The 26,717-nt window shown below is 33.3% G+C and carries 21 protein-coding genes; 9 read left to right on the plus strand and 12 right to left on the minus strand.

Annotated features, from left to right (window positions below; translation table 11 throughout):
- Positions 1–302 precede the first annotated feature (302 nt).
- Positions 303–647, plus strand: a complete 345-nt coding sequence (locus NMY3_RS00590; protein WP_196817025.1) for a hypothetical protein — start codon at positions 303–305, stop codon at positions 645–647.
- A gap of 257 nt (positions 648–904) precedes the next feature.
- Here the strand turns inward: NMY3_RS00590 and NMY3_RS00595 are convergent, their stop codons facing one another.
- Positions 905–2,218, minus strand: coding sequence for an endonuclease/exonuclease/phosphatase family protein (locus NMY3_RS00595; RefSeq protein ID WP_196817026.1), 1,314 nt, complete (start codon positions 2,216–2,218; stop codon positions 905–907).
- A 128-nt stretch (positions 2,219–2,346) separates the two neighbouring features.
- Positions 2,347–2,493 (minus strand): hypothetical protein, encoded by a 147-nt coding sequence (locus tag NMY3_RS00600; protein WP_196817027.1) that lies wholly within the window; start codon positions 2,491–2,493, stop codon positions 2,347–2,349.
- Between the two features lie 373 nt (positions 2,494–2,866).
- On the opposite strand from NMY3_RS00600, the gene NMY3_RS00605 reads away from it, so the two are divergent.
- Entirely contained in the window at positions 2,867–3,727 is an 861-nt protein-coding gene (locus tag NMY3_RS00605) for a Ku protein (RefSeq protein WP_196817028.1), read from the plus strand.
- Between the two features lie 106 nt (positions 3,728–3,833).
- Here NMY3_RS00605 and ligD read toward each other — a convergent pair whose 3' ends face one another.
- Together ligD and NMY3_RS00615 are read right to left on the minus strand one after the other, a co-directional pair.
- Positions 3,834–6,815: a DNA ligase D gene (ligD, locus tag NMY3_RS00610; RefSeq protein ID WP_196817029.1), complete on the minus strand. Its 2,982-nt coding sequence runs from the start codon at positions 6,813–6,815 to the stop codon at positions 3,834–3,836.
- Between the two features lie 538 nt (positions 6,816–7,353).
- Positions 7,354–7,758: a hypothetical protein gene (locus NMY3_RS00615; RefSeq protein ID WP_196817030.1), complete on the minus strand. Its 405-nt coding sequence runs from the start codon at positions 7,756–7,758 to the stop codon at positions 7,354–7,356.
- Between the two features lie 941 nt (positions 7,759–8,699).
- Between NMY3_RS00615 and NMY3_RS00620 the strand changes: the two genes are divergently transcribed.
- Positions 8,700–10,415 (plus strand): sensor histidine kinase, encoded by a 1,716-nt coding sequence (locus NMY3_RS00620; RefSeq protein ID WP_196817031.1) that lies wholly within the window; start codon positions 8,700–8,702, stop codon positions 10,413–10,415.
- Positions 10,416–11,494: 1,079 nt separating this feature from the next.
- On the opposite strand, the gene NMY3_RS00625 is transcribed toward NMY3_RS00620, so the two are convergent.
- Positions 11,495–12,493, minus strand: a complete 999-nt coding sequence (locus tag NMY3_RS00625) for a GAF domain-containing protein (RefSeq protein WP_196817032.1) — start codon at positions 12,491–12,493, stop codon at positions 11,495–11,497.
- Positions 12,494–12,661: 168 nt separating this feature from the next.
- Between NMY3_RS00625 and NMY3_RS00630 the strand changes: the two genes are divergently transcribed.
- Complete coding sequence (locus NMY3_RS00630) at positions 12,662–12,973, plus strand: hypothetical protein (RefSeq protein WP_231100158.1); 312 nt, start codon at positions 12,662–12,664, stop codon at positions 12,971–12,973.
- A gap of 26 nt (positions 12,974–12,999) precedes the next feature.
- Positions 13,000–13,608 (plus strand): hypothetical protein, encoded by a 609-nt coding sequence (locus tag NMY3_RS00635; RefSeq protein WP_196817034.1) that lies wholly within the window; start codon positions 13,000–13,002, stop codon positions 13,606–13,608.
- A gap of 766 nt (positions 13,609–14,374) precedes the next feature.
- On the opposite strand, the gene NMY3_RS00640 is transcribed toward NMY3_RS00635, so the two are convergent.
- Complete coding sequence (locus NMY3_RS00640) at positions 14,375–14,746, minus strand: antibiotic biosynthesis monooxygenase family protein (RefSeq protein WP_196817035.1); 372 nt, start codon at positions 14,744–14,746, stop codon at positions 14,375–14,377.
- Positions 14,747–15,050: 304 nt separating this feature from the next.
- Between NMY3_RS00640 and NMY3_RS00645 the strand changes: the two genes are divergently transcribed.
- Positions 15,051–15,296 carry a hypothetical protein gene (locus tag NMY3_RS00645; RefSeq protein ID WP_196817036.1) on the plus strand — a complete coding sequence of 82 codons (246 nt, stop codon included), beginning with the start codon at positions 15,051–15,053 and terminating at the stop codon, positions 15,294–15,296.
- Positions 15,297–15,430: 134 nt separating this feature from the next.
- Here NMY3_RS00645 and NMY3_RS00650 read toward each other — a convergent pair whose 3' ends face one another.
- Positions 15,431–15,712, minus strand: a complete 282-nt coding sequence (locus NMY3_RS00650) for a hypothetical protein (RefSeq protein WP_196817037.1) — start codon at positions 15,710–15,712, stop codon at positions 15,431–15,433.
- 116 nt (positions 15,713–15,828) lie between these two features.
- On the opposite strand from NMY3_RS00650, the gene NMY3_RS00655 reads away from it, so the two are divergent.
- Complete coding sequence (locus NMY3_RS00655) at positions 15,829–16,284, plus strand: winged helix-turn-helix transcriptional regulator (RefSeq protein ID WP_231100159.1); 456 nt, start codon at positions 15,829–15,831, stop codon at positions 16,282–16,284.
- Between the two features lie 488 nt (positions 16,285–16,772).
- The gene (locus tag NMY3_RS00660; protein WP_196817038.1) at positions 16,773–18,263 is read left to right on the plus strand and encodes an MFS transporter; all 1,491 of its coding nucleotides are present in this window, start codon (positions 16,773–16,775) and stop codon (positions 18,261–18,263) included.
- Positions 18,264–18,569: 306 nt separating this feature from the next.
- On the opposite strand, the gene NMY3_RS00665 is transcribed toward NMY3_RS00660, so the two are convergent.
- The 5 genes from NMY3_RS00665 to NMY3_RS00685 all read right to left on the minus strand — a co-directional run bounded on the left by NMY3_RS00665 (position 18,570) and on the right by NMY3_RS00685 (position 25,040).
- On the minus strand, positions 18,570–19,349 hold the full coding sequence (locus tag NMY3_RS00665; RefSeq protein WP_196817039.1) for a hypothetical protein: 780 nt from the start codon (positions 19,347–19,349) through the stop codon (positions 18,570–18,572).
- Positions 19,350–19,351: 2 nt separating this feature from the next.
- Positions 19,352–21,181, minus strand: a complete 1,830-nt coding sequence (locus NMY3_RS00670; RefSeq protein ID WP_196817040.1) for a hypothetical protein — start codon at positions 21,179–21,181, stop codon at positions 19,352–19,354.
- A gap of 129 nt (positions 21,182–21,310) precedes the next feature.
- Complete coding sequence (locus tag NMY3_RS00675) at positions 21,311–22,342, minus strand: cellulase family glycosylhydrolase (protein ID WP_196817041.1); 1,032 nt, start codon at positions 22,340–22,342, stop codon at positions 21,311–21,313.
- Positions 22,343–22,726: 384 nt separating this feature from the next.
- Positions 22,727–23,767, minus strand: a complete 1,041-nt coding sequence (locus NMY3_RS00680; protein ID WP_196817042.1) for a hypothetical protein — start codon at positions 23,765–23,767, stop codon at positions 22,727–22,729.
- 322 nt (positions 23,768–24,089) lie between these two features.
- A complete protein-coding gene (locus NMY3_RS00685) occupies positions 24,090–25,040 on the minus strand; it encodes an Lrp/AsnC family transcriptional regulator (protein WP_196817043.1) in 951 nt (316 codons plus the stop codon).
- Positions 25,041–25,064: 24 nt separating this feature from the next.
- On the opposite strand from NMY3_RS00685, the gene NMY3_RS00690 reads away from it, so the two are divergent.
- Entirely contained in the window at positions 25,065–26,006 is a 942-nt protein-coding gene (locus NMY3_RS00690; protein ID WP_196817044.1) for an SDR family oxidoreductase, read from the plus strand.
- Positions 26,007–26,717 lie beyond the last annotated feature (711 nt).

Genomic DNA, 26,717 nt, shown 5'->3' on the forward strand with positions numbered 1-26,717 from the left:
TACTTTTCATTTAAAATGCTTAAGACATGGTCACCATAACATACTACTTTTTATCTAATTCAAACGGATTATAGTAATAAAAAATGGTGAATGAATAACAAATATTGACCATTTACCTCGATGTCTCCCGGTTCGAACTAACTCTTGCTACAATCGACTTGCATCTTCATGCAGACAATATTTGACTTACATACTACAATGCAAATCATAAATATTTGAATTTGTTAAGATAACACTGCTATTATTTTCTGCTTCAAGATAATGTAATATAATGATGGAATTGTAAACTAGGAATATATTAGATGAACTGCCTCACACAGTCAAACATAGAAATAATAAAAGACAACAATATTGAGCATAGGACAAATCAAATATTTTACATACAAGTCGAATATAACCAATATATGATCTTTGAATGCCCATCTGGACACATTTGTTTCAGTAAAGATGAACTAACTATTTGCGGAATGCGAGGATGTAACAAACAAATAGATATGCTAAGCCCTGACGATATCAAATGGTTTTACAAAATTAATAAAAATGGACTGTGTATTACTAGGACTGACCTTCATATGATAATTGAAGATCCTAGTATGCCAAATGACGTAAAGAAGCAAATACAAAAAGTATTTACCAATATTTCTTGACACTACATAGCAAGAAATCACAAAAGAATTAAGAATTGATATTAAAAACGGGTAAACATTGTAGATGTAAATCCAGCAATGACAACAGAATCATTTTATTATAATATGTAAATAGCCAATACCATAATATCATGGTGCTACCACTTAGTAATAGTTTCTGTAACAAAATAAAAGTAAAAGTAATACCAGTTTTTCAAAGATTTAAATGAAAATTTTTGATATCTTGGAAAATAATTAAGATAAAGTCATTTTGGATGTTAAATATCAAGATCAACCCATAATGCAGCGTGATCTGAAGCTGCGTCTTTAGCTGTTTTTACCTCAGGAAAATGGGGAAAAAGATCACCGTTTTTACCTCCCCAAACGCCTCTTCTCTCAATTCCGCCAAGCTTAGCCTTCTTAGCTAATTCTGGAGACATCAATATATAATCTAATTTCCCTGATTTGGTTCCATTACCATGGGTACCTGGTCTACCATCTCCCACAAATTTTTCATGCTTCATAATATCCAATAAATTGGAGTTACTGCCAAGTAGAGCGCGTAAAGGAGTACTATCAGGAGTATCGTTTAAGTCGCCAATAACAGCGATAAAATCAAATTTATTATTTAATTCATCATAAATCTTTCGCACTTTCTTTGCTTGACGTGTACGCTTCTTGTTATTGTCTTGTTGAGCACCAAAGCCCTTACTCTTAAAATGATTTATTAACAAAAACAGATCATTTCCTGAAGGAGTAGTTAAATGATATTCTGCACAATCTCTACTAAATATTAATCCATCTGGATCAACATCATCCACATGACTGGTCATCGATCTGATTTCAAATCCTTTTCTACTGATAATGCCAACATCAATACCTCGTTCATCATTACCGTCTATAAGCATGGTGTGATCGTATGACTGTCCCTTCATCTTTGGGATCACCATCTCATTGAACCGCTTTAGAGCAATCCTATTTTCAGCTTCAATTACACATAAAACATCTGTTTTTAATTCGTTAATAACTCTCGCAGTATTTTCAATGGCTAATTCTTTGATTGTATCTTTTTTAAGTTCAAACCATCCTATCCAATCATCTCGCCCATTTGCTAAGATGACGTAAACACCTTGTTGTTTTTTAACTAGCTTTTCTCTGACTTCCACAAGACGAATGAATTTACTTTCTCGTTTGGTTAGTAACCCATTATTTCGTTTCATTATTTGTAGTAACTCTTTTTTGATTTGTTCAGAGTACATCTTATTTTGAATCAAATTAACCAAATCATCAAAATCCTTTAGGACTGTTTTGCCATCTTCCCAGGAAGGCAAATTCATTACCGAAGGTCTTTCAAACATATTTTCTACATTGAACGAGGCTAATCGCATATATCCATCTGTTATGATTAAGATAATATAAATACTTTTTATTATATTGCCAATAAGTGACAATGTCCAGCCAAATGTATTAAACAACATAACAAAATTTGTTTGGAGAACATCACCATTCATATTATGGATTTTCATATATCTTCTAATTACTTCATTACTCATCTTGTTTGAACCCATTGTATGGAAATTGTCTGAACGCATTAATATTTTATCCAATGGATTTTCTGTTAAAGACTATCACAGGATATATAAATGATGTAAAGAAATTTGATAAATAATACTAACTGACTATAAGAATATTAATTCTTCATAAGATAGGTATTTGTGAATCAGCATCTATGTATTGTTGCACTCATTACCACTAGAATGAATGCTACTACAGTACTAGAGAAACAAGTTTCAATAACAAAGGATAGTAAATAGTGGGTTGCTCCGTCGTTACCACCAGACGATATATCTTGTTCATCTATTTCCATTAAATACTATCCTTTGTTTTTTGTTTCACATCCATCTACTACTTGACAATATACCTTATCCAATCACTTGAAAAAAGATGTTCATGAATGAGTCACGTACCATTTCCCTTGACTTTAGATGCAATTTGAGATCTTAACGACAAAGTCCCAATTGAAAATAGAATAACAAGATAACAGAAATTCGTCCCTGTAACGATCCATATAGTTTATTGATCATATTACCCTTGTACATACAGACGGTTCTAATTATCAATCTAAAAAAGGCAACAAAAATTTACATACTATCTTTTGTAAAAAAATTCTTGTTAATAATAAAATGATAATGTATGTATTACTATAAATACACAGATAGTCATGTTGTTTTAGATTACTTGTGGGAACCAGAAGTGTTTGGAACGGTAGTATTTCATTTGGATTAGTAAACATTCCAATAAAGTTATTTACAGTATCGGATAGCAGTAACGAATATTCATTTAACCAATTGGATGAAAAAGGACACAAAATTCAGTATAAAAGATGGTGTCCAATAGAGGAGAAAGAAATACCTTATGAGGAGATAAAAAAAGGGTATAAGATCGCAAAGGACGAATATATAATAATAGAAAAAGAAGATTTGGATAAGATTAAAGCAGCAACTACCAAAACAATTGATATTAAAGAATTTATTGACATTAAAGATTTTGATACTGTTCTTATCGAAAAGAGTTATTATGTCTCCCCTTTTACAGATAAAACAAGTGGGAAAAGAAAAAGCAAACAAAAGGAAAGTGTTTTATCAGCATCCACCAAGGCCTATAGATTATTTGTTAGTTCACTTAAAGAAACAGATAAAATCGCAATAGGAAAGGTCGTACTAAAAGATAGAGAACATTTAGTCGCCATTCGTCCATATCAAAGGGGTATGGTAATGCATCAACTAATGTATCAAGAAGAAATAACACCTATAGATGAAATAGATGGAATGCCGGGGTCTGAATCTTCTGTCTCTTCAGCACCTATAGATGAGAAAGAATTGGAACTTGGAAGAATGTTAATAGGAAATTTGACTAGTTCACAATTTGACGCGACACAGTATTCGGATGAATACACAAAACAATTAGAAAAAATGGTAACTGCAAAATCTAAAGGGATCACATACAAAACTGAGGAAAAAGAAGATTCATTGGATACTAGTAATAACCTATTAGAAGCTTTGAAAGCAAGTGTTCAAAGAAGTAAAACTGTAAAGAACTAACATAAAATTTAGACAGAAAATCTTACCCGGTGTGCCTTAAAAGAAGAATTGATATAATATCATATCTTTTAAACAGTTGGTTATTGACATATAGGTTCTATTTTTCTTAAACTTTGAAATAGGAAATGCGTGCAAGTATTTCTTCAAGATCTTGTTTATGTGATAAAATATCCTTCCAGGGATTTATTTTTCTCTTATAAAGGCCGGGTACGGTCTTTATCGTAAAATCAGTGGGTATAATATCTGCTAGTTCTTCCCATGTAAGTGGAACTGAAACAATAGCATCTTCTACGGGTCTTGTTGAAAAAACAGAAGCTAGTGTTTTCCCAATAGAATTTTGATTATAATCTAAAAACACTTTTCCTTTTCTATTCGTTGTTTTCCATTCCGTAGTAATTTGACCTGGATTGCGTTTATTGAGGATTTGAGATATTATTTGAGCAAATTCCCTCGTTTGCTTGTGTGTGTACTTGTTGATTATTGGAACAAAGATGTGTAATCCTGTTTTTCCCGAAGTTTTAAGATATGATTTAATATTCAATTCATCAAAAATACCCTGCAAACTTAGAGCAATATCCACTGTCGTTCTGAAGGCCCCTAAACTATATGCTGGTTCCTTAGATTCATTTTCATTATCAATATTTATGTATGGATCCAAATCAAAAACTATAAAATCAGGATAATTTAATCCACATTCTTCCGTTTCTATTACATCCATCTTATTGCATTGATCATAATTATTAACCCTACTATTCCATGGATGTATTTCAATGCATCCCAAATTTACAAGCCATAGTAAAGTTTCCTTGTTATTACATACTATATAGTTGATCTCATCATTATTTGATTCTGAATATACCTTGACTGTTCTAACATAGTATGGTTTTATATTTTTCCAATCCTTTTGATAAAACGCCTTTCCATATATGCCATCTGGGTATCTACTAAGAGAGACGGGCCGGTCTCGAAGGTAAGGTAGAAGAAGTTCGCTTATTTTATCGTAATACTCCATTAAATCTCCTTTTGTAATAGCTGAACGATATTCTGTTGCGCTCCAAAATTCCTTTTTCAAATTGGAATATTGTTGGTCAAGGTCAGCTATAGGATCACCGTTCTTGTTATTAGTTATTTTTAAGTCACCACGCTCTTCTTTCTTTATGATATCTGCAAACTTTGGTGAATGCATTGGACTCGAAAACTCAATGACACATTGGCCTGGCGGCTTGTCTTCTCTTAGTCTTAGAAATATCGGTGCCCGCATTATCTTATTACCGGTCCAACCGTTAAATTTCACTTCTATTACTACTATGGGTCTTACCCATACTGTTTCCCTGTTAAGATATGGAATGTAATCAACAGGACAATAGGGAATTTCTATTTCTCTTAGTTTTTTATGAATTAATGAGAGGTTTTCGAAACTAAATCCACTACCCGTATGACCTATGAATCTTAAGTTGTCAATGTCATTTTTGGAATTGACATTCTTATTATTATTATTGGTATTAGTTTGGGTATTGTTTTGAGTATTATCGATAGCCGCTAGCAGGAGAGATCCAAAGTAACTTTTTCGGTTGCCCTCGCCCCATGTATAGCCTATCACCAAACAGTCCTGGGTTTTGATATTCTTTATTTTAAGCCAGTCTCTTGTACGGCTACCAGAATGATATTTGCTGTTCCTCTGCTTTCCAATTATTCCTTCCAAGCCCATCTTCCTTATGGTCTCAAAAGCATCTATCCCGAATTCCTCGACAAAGTCAGATATTCGTATTTTTGAGTTTGAATTCTTAACCAGTTTGACTAGTATCTTTCTTCTTTCTGTAAATGGTAGCTGCATGAGGTTATTGTTGTCTAAATATAAGATATCAAACACATAATAAACTGCTGGGTAAAGTTCGGACAAAATTTCAATGCTCTTGATAGAATCAATATTCATCCTCTTTTGATGGTTTTGAAAATTAGGGGAACCATCATTATCCAAAATAACAATTTCCCCGTCTAATATGACAAAGTCTTTGAACATGTCTTCTTTGAGGGCATTTTTAAAAGTGTGCACAAGTTCAGGATAGCGTAGGGTAATTGTGTCGCCTCTCCGGGATTTAATTGTACAAGTTTTAGTTAGCCTATCCACAAGAGTGATTGCCCTTACCCCATCCCACTTTATTTCAAATATCCAATCCTTATTGTTAAATGGTTCATCTGTAAGAGATGGTAACATAGGTCTTATTTCTTCAAAGGAAATTTGTTTTAACGATCGATTAGTTGACACTAGGTTCACAGTGTCAAGATTATGATCTCCCAATGTATCCAGCGTATTTGGATTCTCTGGGATCTCTGCAGAGTATTTTATGATATTGTTACCAGTTTTCAAATCTTTTTTTACAGTCTTATCAGATTTGTATTGCGTTAAGTCACTATTTTTTTTGCCTGTCAACACCGATTCAGGTCTATTTTTTGTTATATCTTTTTCATCACTCTTGTCGCTATTGTTTGAGCCACGTGCAAATTCATCCTTTAATTTAATTAATAGCCATTGATTTTTAGTCCTAGTTTTCACCAAAGAAAATTTGCCTCTTAATTTCTTCCCATATAGCACAAATGTAATCTTTCCATATTTTTTTTCTAGTTCAGACACGTCTGAAACTTCCGGTATTTCCTCTAGGTGTTCTTTCGTAGGATATTTCGTTGAGGAGTTTTTTTCCAGGCTGTATTCGCCAATATCCCACACGATTACAGTTCCAGCACCGTAGTTTCCTTCAGGGATAACTCCTTCAAAGGACAAGTATTCCACAGGGTGATCTTCAGTTTGTATTGCCAATCTCTTTATGGATGGATCCAAGGATGGCCCCTTAGGGATGACCCAAGATAAGAGAACATCCTCTTTAGTAGATTCCAATCTAAAATCATAATGCAATCTTGTCGCTTCATGTTTTTGGATCACAAACCGAGGTCTTGATTTTGATCGGCTATGATCGTCGGTTGAGATACTTGCAGCAGCTGGATCTGCAAAATTTTCTTTATTCAGACTATTGTTTCCATTAGGCTCAGGAGAAGCCCTAAAATTTCTTTTCCTCTTGTACTCGTCTAACATGTCCAATTCATTATAATCGAATATCCTTGAATAATCAGAAAACTATAAAATAAACATATAGATAGATTTCATGACTCAAAACGTTAGAATGAAAAACCTACCGAAGTTGAATAACTATTTTTATGATTCGGTTTGAAAAGATCCGTCCTCTTCCATATGTCAACTATAGGATTTATTTTGATGGTTTGACCTATTCATGTATAGACTAAAAAAATAAATCCACCAAATCCTAACAACATCATTCCTGCAAACATGAAAAACAAGAGATAGAAGGCGCCCACTAACCAATAGACAGTAAAAATAAATCCCATAAGGATAGAAAGAAAGGATAAGCAGTATAAGCAGTATAAGGCAATCGTTCCCTAGTTGCCTTTAAAATTGTCTAGTCTACTCATGTTACAGTTTACTCTTTTTCTTTTGTATATTGTCAGCTATTAACATTGCATCATTCACAGATTTAGAAGATATTATCCCTATTTAATATTGAAAGAAAATTATGGCTATTGCATATATGACCTTCAAATGAACAATAAATTTGTTAGTTTGATAAGAGTTCTGATCCACACATGTTGCAATATTTCGAATGTGTAAGGTTCACAATTTTACAATTTAGACATTTAATACTAAATCTATTTTCGAATTCCTTTTGAACTCTATCAGAAGCAATCGATTCTATGTTATTAGCAAATTCATCCATCATTGTTTTGCATATTGAACCAAGAAAAATTGATGTAAATGGATCAGCGGCTAAATGATATTTACCTCCTTCGCGTTTTTGTACATTTATTGCAATTTCAGCAAATTCTCCCTCATGAAGACCTAGATGTTTAGTTGAATAGAGTTTGTCAAGGTTTGACTCTATTTTATGAAAGAAATAATATTCCTGAGGATAATTTTTCTTAAACCAATCGGTAAATTTTCTCCTTGCTTCTTCACTAGGCATTTCACATAACATCTAGAAACGAAAATATTTAAAACATCGACTTTTACATCTCATTATTGGCTCTTAGTGAAATTTTTTTAAACTAATTATATAATTATGATAATATTTGATTAATTATTAATTTTCGAATTAAGAAACTAGGCAGCTATAGGCCTCTCTTCCACCTTTTCAATTTCTGATAATTGCTTGGATATCTTCTTTTCCTTCTTTATTGTTTTTTCTTGATAATCTTTCGGACATATAATATATTCAAAACAGACCCCATACAATATCTTTGGAAACATGATTCATATAATTAGGCTTGAAAGAGAAAAAATAAAGGAATTTTATTCTTAGATAGAGGTAAAATTAACAAATCCAATTCGCACAAGCCATACTATAAATTTTGAGTTCCAAATCCAATATAATATTAATTTTTCAATGGTAGTAATATTTGTGTGAAAAAAATCCAATAGATCTGTTGTTGATCAATGTTACTATCATTGAATAATTTTTTTTTTAGTTAAAAATATGATCTTCAATACATAAACATGTAGAAAATTTTCACTCATGGAATTGCGTTTTTGTCCGCTAACTATTATCGAATCAAACAACTCGGTTTGTTTCTTGTCTTTGAGACTACATTTTATATAATCTGTTAACTCATAATCAGCTGAAGGTTTGATGTTATCGTTAGATATCACTAATCATAAGGAGTGAGATGTGTACCAATTAGAAAAAAGACATACTATTCCTATCATATTGGATTTCTTGAATGGTTTAAAAAATGTTTGACTATTCAATTCTAATTATCTAGCTATAACGGCGTTTACAGATAACATTTCCATTTTATTGATTCAGTAAAAAAATTAACTTTCTATTTGTTACTTAAATAATGCACGTCTCAGATCAAAGGACTTTGTTTTTATTTTTATATACAACATCGCTATTTACTATAGTAGTTGAATATCTCCGAACAAACTACACTTCATAATCGAAAAACTGATTTGATATATGACATGGATACTGCAGTGAGTTACGGAATTCGATTTTTAGAAAATGTTAGTGAGAGAATGGACATTTGTGTGGATAAGAATGGGCCTTCTATAATCATAAAATCAGATATTTATAAGAGTAATTATGTTAAAGCAAAAAATCGAGGTGCAAAAATCAGATTCATCACAGAGATTACAAAAGACAATATCCAATACTGCAAAAAGCTGGGTGAATTTGTAAGTGAACTCAGACATCTTGATGGAGTGAAGGGATCTGTATGTGTAAATAATTCGGAATTTTTAGGTATGTCAACTTGGAATGAGACAAAACTTTTGAACCCTGTTATTTACAGCAATGAAAGAGAAGTGATTGAACAACAACAATACATATTTGAAATATTTTGGAAAAAGGCTGAACCTCTTACACAAAAACTAAGAGAAATAGAAGAGGGAATCGTCCCCGAATTTATGGAATCAAGGAATAGTCCGGTTGATATACAAAATAAAGTCTTTGATCTTTTAAAGTCTGCTGAATCTGAAATTCTGGTAATAATGTCTACTTCTAAAGCATTTCACAGACAAACTGAATCTGGTACTTTTAAGTTGTTAAAAGAGCTAGGAAACACCAAACCATGGATAATTATTAAAATTCTAACCCCAAAAGACAATGAAATAGAGAGACTAATAACAATACTAAATAAGCCTAATTTTGTAGTTCGATGTATTGAACCATTATCCAAGGTATCAATTTTGGTAATAGATAGAAAGCAATCTCTCGTTGCTGAAACCAAAGACGATACAAAACAAATCATATCAGAGGCGGTTGGGTTTGTAACTTATTCAAATAGTCCACCCACAGTACTATCCTATGTAGCAATATTTGATAGTATTTGGAAACAAACAGAGATCTATCAACAACTAAAAGATGCACATGAAAAATTAAAAATTCATGACAACATGCAAAAGGAATTCATAAATATAGTGGCTCACGATTTAAGAACACCTCTTACTCCTATTATCGGACTGACTGAATATGTGAGAGATAAGACAAAAGATGTACATCATATGGAATTACTAGACAGAGTAGTAAAAGATGCAAAAAAATTATCTTATTTGAATGAAAAAATTTTGGATGTAACTAAATTTGAAAGTAAATTGTTTAAACCAAATAAAGAGGTTTTTAGTCTTAACGAATTAATAGTGAACGTTATTAAAGAATTAGAACATATCTTGGATGATGCAAAGAAAATAAAATTTGAATACCATTTTGATACCGAATATCTAGTGGATGCGGATAGTAGAAGAATAGGGCAAGTAATTTCTAATTTAATTGATAATTCTATTAAATCAATTTTGGAACAAGGTACAGGAAGAGGAGTTATATCAATATCTACGAGCATTGAAAGGATAACTAGTACCATTCCCAATTTAGGAGGCGACTATTACCCTCAACATATGATCATTGTCAGTATAAAAGATACAGGTATTGCATTAGATAATGAGATATTACCTAGATTGTTTACCAAATTTGCGACAAAGTCTTTTCAAGGTACAGGGCTGGGACTATATTTATCAAAAAATATCATAGAAGCGCACGGAGGTAAAATCTGGGCTGAAAATAATAAAGATAGATTCGGAGCCACTGTTTCGTTTAGTTTGCCATTAACAAATAAAGTAATCTAAAAAAGTTCTTTGATTTATATTTCTACATGAAAGTTTAAACAATAAATAATTCGCAGCAGATTTTACATGGAGAACAATTACGCCCTACAAGTGATTATGATTAAACTTTAAAATACTGATATAAATATGTCGATAAAATCTTTGTAGCATCATAAATCTATGGTTATGACATCAAATACGACAGTCTAATTCTTACAAGGATAAGGGTTTATTGTTAGAACAGGTAAAAGTTATACATATAAAATATGAAATTTTGTCATATTATGTTTACTATTATATCATCATAGACTGTGGATTGCCTTTGTTCTTTTTCCTTATTGGAATCATGGCTTGGAGTTTGGTTCTTTTTATCATTCCCGTAAACATTTGAGGAATATATTTTATATATGTTTTATCACAAAACATAAATACATTCAAACATATGATTTCTTTTGTGTGAAAAAATTAGCAATATTTAGTAAAATATTCAAAAATATATATTGACTCAAGGAGCTATCATTTGATCAAATCTATCATTCCATTTTCTATTACCATGCAAGTAAATGAAATACGAAAATTGTATAGAGAGATGACAAGCTTATCCAAACCGCATACTAAAAACCATCATTTTTTGGTACACCATTATAAGATTTACAAATAGGACATTGCAATATTATGTCGCGATAATTATATACCATTACATTTTCTAATAAGATAAATTCTCAATATCCACAAATGTGGGATTCGAGTGCGATGCCTTTGAAAAAGATATCTTTATCATCCAGTGTAAAAATTGTCTTCGTTTCAGTGTTCGGTGGCGATATGACTTGTAGTTTGACTATTTTAGTCACATGACATTCATTTACATTATCGGATTTAAGGCATCTTATTTTTCTCATAAAGAAAGAAAATCGAACAATACTACTCCAATCATGAAGATTTATTCTGACCCTTAGATTGGCTTAATTCGGTGAATATACCTTCTAAAATGATTGTTGTTTCTGTAACAGGTTTAGTTCTTACTTACCCGCAGAGATCAACTTCCTTGTTGTACTGGTATCACAATAGAAGGAAAAACAAATTGTAGCAGTTATACAAAATCATGTCATGTTTAACAATTCCTTGGCTTCGTAGAAAGCAGATAATTCTTTTGATATGTGATCAGCGAAAATTCCAAGTAATTCGAATTCGATAGGTGATAGAGTTTTTCTACTAAACATTGCCAGTACTCCTATAGGTTTTCCCGCATGAGTTATTGGATAACCTGCAAATGATCTCAGCTTTTCTTTTTCCGCCCATATAGGATACTTAATTCTTGGATCGTTTACTACATCATTTGTTATGACGGGTTTATTTCTTTTAACAATGGTGCCAATTTTACTGGTTAATCTTATCGATACTTTGGAAAACTCGCCGTTGTTGTTTCTATATTTTCCAGAGCTGAATTTTAAGATAAGATTTGTGCTATCTTTATCTAGCAACCACATTCTTGCAAATGTGGCATCAAAATATTTGACCAAGCTGTCTACTGTGAGTTGGAGCTTTGTGTTCAGATTTTCTGATTTCCTTAATGAATTTATTATTTTGTAAATTCTAAATTTCTTTTCGTTGGATTCTTGTTCGTCTAATATAGAATAAGGAGTTGCTTTTAGTATTTTAGAATCATAAGTTCGGTATTCTGAAACTAACTCTGTAAAGCGGCTAATAAAATTGTCACTTTCCAATTCATATTGTTCTATAGAATCAAAAACAAAATGGCAGATGAAATCAAAGTCCCCACTCATTCTAGCAGAAAACAAACAGAAATCTGAATTGTCAATGTATTTGCTTAATTTTTCCATGAGGTCAGAAGTATTTCGGGTAATTTTGAATTTTAAAAGAATGGTTCTGCTTATTTTATCCGAGATAAGGGATGGATTGAAGATGGGTGAATATCCCAAAATAGTATTAGATTGCTCTAACCTTTTTAACCGATATCGTATGGCTCTCTCCGTTATTTTATGTTCCATTTGACGAAGATGGTGTGCAATTTCAGCCACAGGTATACGAGCATTTTTACTCAGATCTGAAAGGATTACTTTGTCAATTTCATCGATCATCTTTATGACAAACTAAGATAAATTGATGCTTATTTCTATTTCGGAAAAAATAGAAAATCTAATTTTATGTCTATCAGGAAGGCTCCATAACATCATTTCCGTTTCAGAAATATTAGGACATTTTTTGTTTCAATGAAGAATAATACTTTGACTTTCGTATAATATATCATGCAACTAGATTTGTTTGAAATTGACAGAGTAATTGATGATATGGCAAGGGGATATGCAGCTCCATGTGCTACAACGTGGTTTAAGGTAACAAACAACAAAAATCCTACAAAAGAAGAGTATAGAAAAAAGGTGGTAGAATTTATGAAACATTTCGAATATGTTTTGGCCAATTTGTATCCTTCAAACACGCAAACAGAATATCTCAGAGATTACGTAAAAGGTGGACTAAGAAAAGCAATACATAGCATAAATAGTGGAAACAATAAAGAAGTAGAAAGACGTTATACATACTACACGGATTATAGCTAATATCCAAAATAAAAGGCAGATAGAGTATGTTAAAGTTAGCAATACCACTAATTATCATTTTTATAATCGCAGGAGCTTTAAGCTTTTCACTAGCGTTCACCTATTACCCAAAGAAGAATGTGAATGTCAATGTTGACGGTATCTGTTATGAAATTTTAGGACCTGCTTACAGAGACTATAAAGAACTTGAAGCTGAAAGAGAATTACGAGTCTTAGTACATGAATACAATGCTATAGAAGAACCAAATTCAGTTATCCCTATAGTGTATACAGGAACAAGAGATCAGGCGCAGGAGTTTGTCTCAATGTATAATGTCAAAGTAACCGACAACCAAGAAATTGGTGGGGAAATGTATTATACTAATGACTATATCGGTAAAACAATCATTAAAGGAGAAATATCAAAAACAAATTTGCTAAAGGTTATAGCGGATTTATCTTCACCCAAAAGAGTCTTGAATGAAAACGTTCTTTACCATTTGGGAATACAGAATAACACTTTCTTAAGTTCGGACGAAAGAGAAAAAATTTCTTCAGATTCAACTAGCTTTATGCTTGAAGGAATACAAAAGATATTAGAAAATAGAAAAGATAGTATCAGGCAGGCAGAATGCCGAAGTCAAATTCAAGTATGACACGTAATTAACAATTCTTGGTTTCTGATATCGGGGAAAATAGCAAAATTTTATGAGAAATCTGGAAAATGAAGATGAAAAATGTAGGTGACCATTTGAAACTAAGATGATAGCAAAGATCAGAATTGAGAACTGTCAAGCTATCCTCGTTATTCCTTTTTTTAAACTCTTGGTTTTATCGTCTTGTTACATCTCTTAATAATTAAACCCATGTAAAAGACCCATCCTCATTGTGGATCAATGGATATAAGGTTAATTTATTGCAAGTTGGGTAATTACAAAATATCTTGAAGGTCAATGCGTACAAATGTGAAGATCTTTGTTCATAGTTGCGGATTCTATTAGTAAGAACACACCTATACTCTTTATTGATGTTGACAACAATGTTTACTATTTCTTTTTTCTTCCTGGAAAGTAGTTCAGGCACAGCAACAGTAACAGCAACAAAGAAAGGAAATAATGGATAACACTATAAAAAAGATGGCATAGAAATTTGGAATTCCTCAAAAGTAGAGTATGGGTGTACCAATCATACGTCGACGAGGAAAACAGAAAAGGGATGTTTGCATTGTAGCAGTTAAAAAAGTTTGTTAGATAACTAGGCATATTCTTTACGATTTTCATTTTGTCATCATTTTTAAAGCTATATAAACAATCTATTCAAAAATCCTTAAACATATTAAATTCTCACTCAATCGATATTGTCATAAGCCATTACAATAGACGCTGTAAGTAAAAAGATATGCAGGCTAGATTCGGATAAGTCTTATTCAACACAAACTCCCGCTACTGCGACCTTTTTGAATAAGTGGGGTGACGCAACAGTACCTGGAGGATATCCAGACATTCTGTCGTTTGGATTCATAACTTTGTTAACTGCATTCTTGAACTGAGCTGCCGATTCCCAAATTGCATAGTTAATGAATATTCCGCTTCCACCAATTCCTCTATGTAATTGTGTGGAGATGAACCCGGCCTGTACCTTAAATTTCTCTGCTTCTTCGGCCCATGCCTTTACAAATTCATCGGACTCGGAAGGATTTACATTGAATTTGTTTATCAATATAACTGGACCAACATCTTCATTCATTTGAGAGAAAATCGATACGCTTTCATCCATTTCAACTACTTTAGGCATTTTCACTAATAGATACTATGAATATTTCAAGCTTATGTATACAAGGGTAATGTTTTTGCGTTTTTTAGGATGATTGAAATAAGCCCGATAGGGAAATAAGTATTTCTTTTTACTAGTTGTGGTCCTTTCTAGATTGTCAGTAAAGAATACATGACTTGTACTATCAGTAGTATTTTCGTAAGTAATGCCATAGGGAGATAAAGGTCTGTAGAGCCTGACTCAGAATACACATAATTGATAGAGAAATTTCAAAATATGCGATTCGTTTTATCAATCAAGGTAGCAGGTAAAAGAGGTATAGAAAGTGATATTAAATACGGTTACGTACAAGAATCCCGAATTAAGATATCTGATAGGTAATGATGCAATCCAAATGACTGAAGTAAAGGAACGTCAGACTAGGAATGTGGCGTTCTTGTTAAGTAGCTTCCACGTGTTTGATAGAGTTCAAAGTGTCGATAGTCGATTTGATTCTTGTTACATTAGCAGATCCTTTGTAGCTTATCTTTTGTATTCTATAAACAACAAGATGAAATATATCTCTAAATAAAGAAAACATTAACGCAGATTTCCATTAATTAACGTAAAAATGATGGAACTAAAATGAAATTCCATACTGTTATTGTTTTTTATTAGAGGTTATATCTTTCCTAGTTCTTCGTAGAATTCTTTGTTTGCAATTGACTATGATATAGAGGCTTGCCATTGTTTTTCAATAGGTTTAACAGCTAATTCAGCTGTTCTATTAATGGTACTTCCCCATTCTCTTTCAATTATTTTCTTAATTTTATCCAAATGGATTTTCTTTGGTGCTGTAAAATATGAGTTTTCCAATAGTTCCTTTGTTGTTTTGATTAGATCCCTTTTATAGATAGAACAGCTGTAGCTATCATTGTGTATCGTTTGGCGTCTTATCGCTTCTCCAATTCTAATGGACGTTGCACAATTTGAGTCACCTTGAGTCACATCGAGTCACATAGAGTCTCTATCATTTCCTAAATCACTTAGTGTTATTAACTATAATAAGGTAAGTATATAAACTGGTAAGTGATTAACTTGTAAGTAGATAGAGGATTGTTAAGTTGGTAGAACTCAAAACCTCAGAGCAATATCAAGAAAAGAAAGAAAATGCAAATCATAAAAAGCTAATAGAGGATATGGAATGCAAATGTTGTCCTGTATTTAATACCTTTAATATAATTGGTAAAAAATTTTCTCTCTTAATATTACGCAATATGCTTTATGATAAACAAAAACGATTTAACGAATTTTTGAATTCTATAGAGGAGATCAACCCAAAAACCTTGTCAATAAGGCTAAAAGAAATGGAAAAAGATGGTCTTATTAAACGTCATGTATACAACGAAACTCCAATTAGAATAGAATACTATCTTACTCAAAAAGGTAAAGAACTACAACCAATAATGGAACAGATGGCGTTGTTTTCGCTCAAATACTGTTGCGATCAAATATTTGACAACCCCGATCCTATTAAAATTGAAAAGATAACCGCCAAATCTATAAGAAAGTATTTGTAAATTAACAAACCTTTTGTATTTGATTTGGAATCGTTATATCTAGATTCTAATTTGAAAAGCTTATAGAAAGAGAAAAACAGAAATTATTGGCAGAATTAATAATTAGATTACTAACTATTTTCCTAAAAGATATTATATATTACATGTTTTATTTACTTTCTTAGGCCCCCGTATAGCCCATCAATAAGAAGCAACAATTAAAATGAATACCTATATATTTTATTTTGGTATCTCGATTTGGTATATTTTAATAAATTATTCGGAAGTTAAAAAGAATAACTTGGGATGATAATATTTATTCATTTCGTATGACTGAGTCAAAACAATTATCCCTCTGTAATCATTACTTCGTATAGAATCTATAGGTCAACTTTTTATATCCCTTCCTAATAACTATATAATCTCACAATTTCTATCTACTTACCAAATCGTCACCTACTATTTTAAATACTTACTTTATTATAGTTAATGAGATAAGGTAAGTTGATATGATCAAAGATAAGAGTGAAAAAAATAATATGATTAACCCAACGACGGTTGTTAGTCGCCATGCGTGGTTAACTTTAGCAATTCTTAGTAGTACCCTATTAACAGTTTTTTTCTCAGAAACCATGCTTCTTCCAGCAATACCAGAAATAATAGACGATTTGAATATATCTTTTGGAACTGCTGCATGGATATTCAGTGCATACTTAATTGTAGCTGCAGTAATGACCCCAGTTGCTGGCAGACTATCAGATCTTTATGGGAAAAGGAAAGTGTTACTATCATTACTTGTAATATATGTAATAGGACTCGCTGCTGGCGGATTTGCAGATAACATAACATTTCTACTTATTAGTCGCATTATTCAAGGGTTTGGGCTAGCAGCTGTCCCAGCAGCATTTAGTCTTCTTCGAGATACATTTCCGCCTGCGAAATTATCTATTGCTGTAGGAGTCTTTGGTTCTGCATACTCAGCTGGTTCAGTAGTTGGACTATTAGTTGGAGCTAGCATTATCCAAGCCTTAGGTTGGCATGCTACTTTTCTGGCCATAATACCTTTTTCCGTATTGGTAACATTATTGATTGCCAAATTTGTAAAGGAATATGAAGCACCAAAGCGATCTAACGGTTCAAAGATACAAATGGAGATATCAGAGAAGAAGAAAAAGTCATTATCTATGGATATTAAAGGTATAGTAGCTCTTTCGGTTACAATATCTTCATTTCTCATTGCACTTACAGTTATTCAAATCGGTGTAAACAATGAAAATGTATTACAAATTGCTGGAGCATTCATAATATCTGCAATTGCATTATCCATCTTTGTTATCATAGAAAGAAGGGCAAAACCTCCATTTGTTAACTTGAGACTGTTACGAGATAAAATCCTTCTACCTTCATTTATCTTACTAATAGCTACAGGAATCTCAATGTTCATGATTTATCCCACAATAGTCCAGTTAGTGAGGAGTCCAGCTCCATTAGGTTTCGGAGGTGATTCGATAGACGCTGCAAACGTTCAACTACCCTTCATGATCAGTTTCTTGGTGTTTGCAAGTATCACTCCATTTTTTATAAATAAGATTGGCAGTATAAAGCCAATAATAATTGGTGGAATCATTAGCCTACTTGGAACATTTGGATTACTAATGTTCCATGCTACCGAGTTCATAGTTTCTGTAGACTTGGCCATAATCGCCATAGGTCTATCACTTACAATGACTACAACTTGGAATATAATAGTGTCCTCCTCTCCAAAAGAATTTACTGGGATATCTGTAGGAATTGGTGCACTATTGTTATTCATAGGAATGGCAATAGGTCCTGCTCTGGCTGGAGTATACATGGCTGATCATGAGAATATTGGAACCTTAGTATCATATCCATCAGCTCACTCATATGATCTGGTTTTTTCAACCACTGTATTACTGTCGGCAGTATCCCTTGGATTTGGGCTTATACTAAGAAGAAAGACGATATATACTGTGGTTTAAGCACCGATACCAAGATCACAACCCCAATTTTTTTAGAAACATCTTAAAACATAATAACAAGACTGTTATTGTTTTCATGTCGTGAGATTAAGTGTCCTTAGACAGCGGAGTTCTATGAATTAGATACTATAATATCCCATTCCACAATACAACATAATTCAGTTTTTAGTCATCATACCAACCTAAAGGTTTCTTCATCATACTATTCATAAGAACTATCTTATCTTGCGAATCGATAAGGAAATAACCATAAAGGATTTGGTGGATTGATTATAGACAATAACAAAATTAAGGTGGTCAATGTTCTTATTTACGAGGTATCATCCTAAATCGTTTGAGGAATTTTTCATCTCCTTTGGTTCTTATAATAAACTGCTCTCTATGTAATTTTAGTGGTCGGTCCTCAGGTTTTGTCAATTCAATTCTTATTCTTGATAGAGTATTAATTCTAAAAATCAATCCTTGCGATGGATCGATGTTTATTTTGTTTGGGACAATTTCTTTGGTATTGCTTTCTATATTAATTGGTATAAGGATTTTCTTCATCTTCCCAAGTTCTGGATAGTTTATAACTAATTCTGCCTTAGCACCATTTAGGGTATTTGTTATCAAATAAGTACCGGGTCTAATTACCATCGCAGAGAAAATCACTCCATCCTTTAGTTCTTTGCTATCAAATGTTTTTATTTGTGATCCCTTTTCGAAGCGATAAATCTCTATCGAATAACCACCGGCGCCTGTAGAGACATAAAAAACCGCATAGTCCCCTTTTCTTAGTGTATAAGTGCTCATAATATTGCTTAAATCGATGTTTATCTGATTAGAAGTATCACTTACTTGCTTATTTACATCAGTGAGTTGAGAGGTCTCCTTAGAATTTATCGTAGATAAAGACGATAACCTACTAGATGGTCTTTCATCAAGAACATTTAATTTAAATCTGCTAACTATACCTGAACCTTTCATTATTATACCCTGATATTCTCCAGGATCTGTAAATTTACAAACAAGGGTAGAATGTGGTGTGAGGGACCCACTATCGATAGTGGTTTGACTAAACAAAAATCGGTTTATTTTAATGTTCATATCTAATTACCCACATCCCCTTCAAGGATCAACTCATTACCATTACCATCGATCCGAACATCCAAAAATTCAATTGGTAACTTTACTGGAATTAAAGGTATGGCAGAATTTCCCTCAAGAACTTCCAAGGGATCCTTGAGTTCCAGAATCGTAAGCGCTATGAATTGAGCCAGCTTATCAATCAAATCCTGGAATAGACCAACATTACTAATCAAACTTAAAATAAATTCACCCACATCGTCTCCAATATCTAGAATGTTTCGGATTATTCCTTCTATTCCACCAAGCACGGTATCTATAAAAGATATAGCCCAATCAGGGAGTCCCAAAGAACTAAGAAGACTGACAATTGCATTTGTAATCAGATTATGAAATAAATCTCCAATTGTGTCTGCTACGTCAATTATATCCAAGTCGATTGGAAGCGTAGGGACTAAGGTAAGTTGCCATCTGTTTGGAATTCCAGAGCCAACTCCATAAAACACCTTTGGAATTACACTCAAAGTAATTTCAGATGTTATTAGTCCACCCAAGTTCAAGGGTAAAGAAATATCAGGTGATGCTTCAAAAAGATCAATTGACGGAGCACGAATCAAACATCCACCAAATGGATTTGGAACGAGGCAAAAGCCACCAATAGTTTGTGTTGGAATATCTATGCCTATGTTAAGCTGCAATGTGTCCCATTTCACGTCTAATTCACTTATTAGAATAGAACCATTATTCCGCAGATCGATTGTGCCATTCTCTAAATGAGCCGAAACTGTATAACCTACTGAGAATATACCAGAGCCGCCCGTGTCTGATACTGAAAATTTAAATCCTTCAAGAAGGGCACCATATATTTTTTTAAATGTAGTTTCGGATATAGCAGCGGTTAGATCAAAGGTGCCTGTTCTTGATCGCGGCCTCACTGTTCTTGTTATTGTTCCACTGCCGCCACTACCGCCACTGCCGCCACTGCCGCCACTACCGCCACTACCGCCACTACCGCCACCATTTGGTGAGAATACGATATCCAAGTCCAAATTGTCTAAATTGATAAATGTTTTTAATTGATCATCTTCGATTGCAGGATTACTAGGAACGGTCGTAGTTCCTGAAAGCTGCAAATTTCCTGATACTTGGAAGTTACCATTGGATGGAGGAATAGTAATTATCCCAAATGTCAATTTGGAAATAATCTCAGCAACATGGGGAAAAATTCCATGATTAAGTACAGATTTTGCATAACATTCGATTGCATTTTCCAATCCTTGGGGTTTTAAATCCACTATCTCTATCCCATCAATTTTGAGCCCTATTTTTTGGTTTTCTGCTAATCCAGAGATTTTGCATCCACCTATAGCATACAAATCTAGACAAAAACATTCTAGTTTGGAAGTAGACGGTCTGGTATTTGGAGGCCTTCTAAGAACAGGCAAGTCCCCGAGACAATCCAAGCCGGCACAAACTTTGAAATGAGTAGCCAAACGTTGATTTGCCAATGGGACAAGTTCTGAAGGTAAAGGAAATACATTCCCTTCATGGAAATCTATTTCAGCTTTAGAAAGTTGAATTGCAAAATTTATTGCCAAATTGTTTGAACTAGATTGGCTTAATGGTAGACCAATGACAGGAATTGGTTCTAGTATTGTTAAAAGAGGATTCTGTTGTCTGTTTACTTCTTGCACAGCTATAATTTTTTCACACAATAGATTTGGATTTGATGCTAAAAAGGAAGTACCAAAATTAAAAAGAGACGGGCGCTGTTGCATAAGATGTTTAACCACTCTATTAATTCCTGCATCATGAAGAGCTGCATAAATATCACATTTTTCTGTAAGACTCAATAAATCCTACAACGTAAAGATATACTTATCTTTTGCTTTAGGATTAGTCGGGAATAAGATTTGATAATTTCAGATAAGATCTTTTGTCGAGATGTTAGCACAACATTGTAATTAATTCCAAGTGTAAGGCTAATTTGAGACTTCTTTTATAGCCTTGACAAAACTATCAAAGTTATTATTCAACGATATTTTGTTATCAACTGTTTTAGCCAAATTAAATGCTGGGTGTCCATTATCCAATATGTAGGACCACTGCCAAAACATTACGCCATGCGGTAAAAACTTCTTGAATGTTTTCAAATATTTGCTATGCTGGCTTGAGCTTATTTCGATTCCATCTCCAGTACCTGAGTTATACTCACCAGCTATGAAGGTATCAATTTTCATTAGTTTTACTATTAATCTAAAATACAACATTACTATGTAGTATGGAGGATATGGATGAATATCAAACATGATTTTATTTCCCACAGCAAGGGAGGGCTTAATTCTAGCCTGTGTCCAAGGAAAATTAAATGCACTGAGACGGCCAGCATAAGTATAACAAAATAGCAGGATCTTGTCTGTTATTTCGGCAACCTTATTTAACAAATGGTCATAATACCTTGAAACCTTTTTAAAATCACCGTGCCTAAATACCTGAGGTTCATTTAAAAGTTCAAATGCGATAGTTGATGTTTTGTTATTTACCGTCTCAATTACTTGCTGAAAGTATTCTATCTGTAAATTCCATCCATCCCTTCCATCCAAAGACTTTATCGTTTTATCCCACCAATTATTCCAAAATTTTTCTACATCTTCTCTAGACGGGGGTTTAAAGGAATTAGGTTTAGACGAGTTGTTTTGATATAGCTGAGATACAATAGAATTTGGAAAACCTATTCCATATCCAAGAAACGAAGAGCATTCCCATTGGTGGTTATCATATAAACACGATACATTGCTATTATCAGCCTCATCTGAAATAAGATTTAGTTCTTGAATAAAACCTTCTGGATCTTTTTCATAAGACTCCCAATAAACAGGAATTCTTACAATATCTATACCATGCTCCTGGAAAATTTTGAAGGAATCTTGTATATATCGTTGTGGGGGTATGAGTTTTGAACGATTTTGATAATCAGAGATCTTGAATCCGTCAAAATTAACTCCAATTTTCATTGTTTGTCTAACCCCCATTGACATTAATTATAAACATTTTTAGCTTCCAACTAGGATATCGATTACCAGACAAACTAGAGTTTAGGAGTCAATTGATGTGACTTTACTGATATCACTAAATGATGATTACGAACAATGTCTAGTTGATAACTTATTGACAATAGTTCTAATCTATTAGGATTATGTTCTCTGTGGTGGTTGGGTTCTAATACAAATATGGACTTCAATTCAAACAGAGTGGGAAGGGTTAGACTAGATGGAAAAGTACATCCTTGGCTATTATTGCAATTCTAGTTTATCTCGCAAGTTATCTGGTACAAGATTATTGGAAAAAAGAATCAATATGCTACATAAGAACGACTCTATATGTCTGCATTACAACATTCATATGCTTACCTTTTCACCAGAAACGGGAGACCGACTTTTGCGAACTGCGTAGTAAATCGCTCCAAATCCCATACTAGTTACGATCACCTGGACTATTTGACCAAAGTAGGGAATGGGAACTGCGTACAAAAGATTAAGTATGACAAATCCAATCAAAAAAGAAGAAATATTGTGGAGATCTCCTGACGACTTTCGTCCCAATAACTCGAGGATTTTTTTTCCGATAACAAATGATATCACCAAAGATGAGAGGATTAATCCAATAAGAAGAACTAATAAACCAAATACCGATACTGGCATCCCTACCACAGTGATTGCCGATAGTACTATTACAACCACGAACAATATGATTAAGAGAAATCCCACCACCGTGTTTTTTATTATAGATTTTTTCATAACCAATCGAACTGAATCAAACTGTTTAGGTAGTAACTTGACAAGTATAATACCTAAGATACCAAATCCTATAACAAACAAAATACCAAAAAGACTAAGCCAACCCTCTATATCCGGCATCATTGAGTCCTGGCTTCTTATCTCTAGGTCTCCGACAGTGCCATTGTTTTGGAAGTCATCAGTCATTGCTACCAGTTGTCCTGATATGTTGCCCTCGTTGTTAATAGATCCACCTGCAACATATGCGTCTTTATTTACCACAGAGGTAGGTTCGAAATGTACGCTGTTAGCTGCTAATATCACATTTGTTGATTCTCCCCCTAAATCTATTATATTACCAGCAGCCACGATTTTTCCTGAAACATCTGCATTTACCGTTACTTGTCTTCCGGCTAAAAGAAGGTCACCCTCTATTGGTGCATTGACATCAATAGTATTGGCAAATATTATCGCTCCTCTGACAGGGGCGTCGACATATACTGTTTCTCCAAAGATTATCACTTCATCTTGTACAGGTTCTTGGATTGAAATCTGATTTCCCGAAATAACTTGAAAAGCAAAGGCGTTATCTGGAATAACTAGTGGTACTAGAACTATAGATGCCATACATAAGATGAAAAAATACTTTATTCTAGCGGTCATGTCATTTTGAAACACCTTATGAGATAACCAGTTCTGAGTCAAATTCAAATTCATAGAATAAACACATTTCATATTTTCCATTCTATTCACATTTTATTAATACTTTAATTTAAGCAAGCAAGAATGTGGCCTAATGCTCATTTAATATATACAGAGGATAGTTTGGGATGCATTAACTAACAAACTGCAAGTCAAATGAGAATAAAGTAGTTAAGTAGCATTATGGACAGGTAAATTGACACTATCACAAATGCTGATCTTATTGAAGGATATTAAATCGAGTTTTTTAATCTCTTTTTATTATATACCCAAGGTTTTCCATCTAGGTAATTACATTAGAAATTTCTTTAGCCCAAGGACTTTTATCAGAAAGTTTTCTCTCAATTTCTTTTATTATTACCTCTTTGTGGTATTCTATACTAATGGGAATAAAGACATCTGTCTTTCTAACACCAGGATAAGATTCTATTCTTTTGACATTTGCGTCTAAAGCAAATACATCTTTGCTAAAATAGAGCCAATAAACAACATCTTGCTGACTGAGCATAGGAGAGTAGATACAAAAAGAATCCTTAAGATCTTCATAACTTCTTTCAAGTACCTTTGCATAGGAACCTTTTTCGATATATGTTGAGACAACAGACACGATATATCCTCGTATAGCAGTAAAGTTAAATTGTAAAGTGAAATCAAGTACATGGTTTTCGATCATCTTATCGAGCCTTCTAGCGACTGTTTTTGATGACATGGAAATTTTTTCGGAAATATCTGAGATCTCCATCCTAGGATTGTCCAAGAGACATTTAATTATTCTAAAGTCAATAAAAGTAGGATGCTCTTTAACATCCGGAAATACAGAGGTTTGGTTTTGTAGCAAAATATCTGGACCAATCATATCGACGAGTAATTTAATTTTCTCTTCGGCCTCTTTTTTGATGGCGAATTTGAAGGTGGAAATACCACCAAGAACATGTCCCGTATAAAGTATATCTCCTAACAAGCTAAGAATGCGTTTGGTGTGGTCTTGGTCGGCAGCTTTACTATTCATCCTTATCACTAATAGGCAAAACTTGCTATAACCGAGCACCAGTGGATTCACCTTGACAATAAAACTATCTATTACTCCGCAAGCTTGCATTTTCTTAACTCTAGCCTTTACACTTTTTGACGTCAAGCCTACCTCATTGCCCAATCCATTGTAAGACATCCTACAGTTTTTTGATAATGACTGGAGTATCTTTCCATCTAATTCGTCCAATGTAGTTGTTGTCAATACCTTATAATACTAATATCAGACATGAATAAAAGATTAACTTCCTATATTGGGATCAATACTACCACCAAGGATAAGAATAGGAACAGCATAATATTTGCCATGTCAACGAAAAAGATGACTAAAGAACATGAAAAAGTAGCTCTAGTCACTGGAAGCTCCAGCGGAATTGGATTTGAAACATCGCTATTATTAGCAAGAAATGGATTTCATACATTTGCCTCAGTAAGGAACCCCGAAAGGGCCAAAGCAATAATAGGTGTTTCTGACAAAGGTGAACTGCCAATACAAGTGGTTGAATTGGATGTAAACAGTGACAAATCGGTAAATGCCGCCATCAATAAAATTAAGGATGAAGCTAATAGAATTGATGTAGTTGTTAACAATGCAGGGTATTCACTCATTGGTGCCTTAGAGGATCTCTCGATGGATGAAATCAAGGAGCAGTTTGAGACTAACCTGTTTGGTACCATACGGGTAATAAAGGCAGTACTACCTATTATGAGAGAACAACATGCAGGAACAATTGTAAACGTAAGTTCTATGGCAGGCAGGGTTGGCTTTCCGCTCTTTCCAGCATATAGTAGTACTAAATTTGCTCTCGAAGGTGTATCAGAATCTTTGCGCCTTGAAACGGACCCACTAGGAATAAAAATTGTACTCATAGAACCCGGTACTATCAAGAGTAATTTTGCAAGTAATGCCATAGTGGGAAAAAAGGCTACAGAGCCTAGCTCACCATACGCATCATCGATTGAGACATTACTAAAATCTACAACTCGTTTTATCAATCAAGGTACTCCTGCAGAAGAAGTAGCGAAAGTGATATTAAATGCGGTTACAATCGATGATCCCGAGCTAAGATATTTGGTAGGTAATGATGCAATCCAAATGATTGAAGCAAGAAAAGCAATGCCCGATCAAGAATTTGGTACCCTTGTTAAGAAACATCTTCTTTCTCAATAAATAAAAGGACTTATAGATTTCATTCTTTTTTTATACAAATTTAAAGTAAGCGAATGGTTTCAAAAATCTACAGTTGATTCCTCATGGGAGAGGATTAAGTTCCAAGTAGTAGTTCCTAATAAAAGTAGTTGATACTCACTCGTCGTACTCATGCCAAATCTTTTTTAATTAGGTTTATCATGCGCTAAAGATTTTTAATTATGTGGTCAAAATCAAACGGTCATTTTTATCTCAGTATGATACAGAACCCAAACTCATAATATCGCAATGATAATGTAAAATGAATTTAACTGAAAAACTCTCCACTATCTCTTATGAAATCTATCAGATAAAGAACTTGAGGAATTTATTAAGGAATATTTTAATCTAAAATATTGATGACTGGAGTCTTATAATTCGATGTGAATAAACTCTAGATTGGCTCATTAACTTTGAAATCATATTCCCAATCTTGATGAGTATCACAGGAAATTGTGGTAGGGATGAAGAATTCACTAACTAATATCCGTTTAAGCTTTTCATTTTTTTAATAGTTCTCGACTTCTTACCAATCAAAATGTTAGCCCTGAAAATAGTGACCATGGATTCAATGGATTTAACCTTTTCAAAATGATAATCTGACCATAATATCAAGATTTATTAAAAAAAGGGTCAAATATATGCTAAATCTTTATAAAAAAATCTATAAAAAGGGATAGGAATGCTCGAAAA

The sequence above is a fragment of the Candidatus Nitrosocosmicus oleophilus genome, assembly GCF_000802205.1.
In the GTDB taxonomy this organism is placed as follows: Archaea; Thermoproteota; Nitrososphaeria; order Nitrososphaerales; family Nitrososphaeraceae; genus Nitrosocosmicus; species Nitrosocosmicus oleophilus.

Excerpts from the sequence above, each read along its gene's own strand:
- NMY3_RS00660 (WP_196817038.1), top strand. The coding sequence starts at position 16,773 with ATGATCAAAGATAAGAGTGAAAAAAATAATATGATTAACCCAACGACG.
- NMY3_RS00665 (WP_196817039.1), bottom strand. The coding sequence starts at position 19,349 with ATGAACATTAAAATAAACCGATTTTTGTTTAGTCAAACCACTATCGAT.
- NMY3_RS00625 (WP_196817032.1), bottom strand. The coding sequence starts at position 12,493 with ATGATCGATGAAATTGACAAAGTAATCCTTTCAGATCTGAGTAAAAAT.
- NMY3_RS00680 (WP_196817042.1), bottom strand. The coding sequence starts at position 23,767 with ATGACCGCTAGAATAAAGTATTTTTTCATCTTATGTATGGCATCTATA.
- NMY3_RS00690 (WP_196817044.1), top strand. The coding sequence starts at position 25,065 with ATGAATAAAAGATTAACTTCCTATATTGGGATCAATACTACCACCAAG.
- NMY3_RS00590 (WP_196817025.1), top strand. The coding sequence starts at position 303 with ATGAACTGCCTCACACAGTCAAACATAGAAATAATAAAAGACAACAAT.
- NMY3_RS00640 (WP_196817035.1), bottom strand. The coding sequence starts at position 14,746 with ATGCCTAAAGTAGTTGAAATGGATGAAAGCGTATCGATTTTCTCTCAA.
- NMY3_RS00635 (WP_196817034.1), top strand. The coding sequence starts at position 13,000 with ATGTTAAAGTTAGCAATACCACTAATTATCATTTTTATAATCGCAGGA.
- NMY3_RS00615 (WP_196817030.1), bottom strand. The coding sequence starts at position 7,758 with ATGCCTAGTGAAGAAGCAAGGAGAAAATTTACCGATTGGTTTAAGAAA.
- NMY3_RS00595 (WP_196817026.1), bottom strand. The coding sequence starts at position 2,218 with ATGCGTTCAGACAATTTCCATACAATGGGTTCAAACAAGATGAGTAAT.
- NMY3_RS00675 (WP_196817041.1), bottom strand. The coding sequence starts at position 22,342 with ATGAAAATTGGAGTTAATTTTGACGGATTCAAGATCTCTGATTATCAA.
- ligD (WP_196817029.1), bottom strand. The coding sequence starts at position 6,815 with ATGTTAGACGAGTACAAGAGGAAAAGAAATTTTAGGGCTTCTCCTGAG.
- NMY3_RS00630 (WP_231100158.1), top strand. The coding sequence starts at position 12,662 with ATGCAACTAGATTTGTTTGAAATTGACAGAGTAATTGATGATATGGCA.
- NMY3_RS00600 (WP_196817027.1), bottom strand. The coding sequence starts at position 2,493 with ATGGAAATAGATGAACAAGATATATCGTCTGGTGGTAACGACGGAGCA.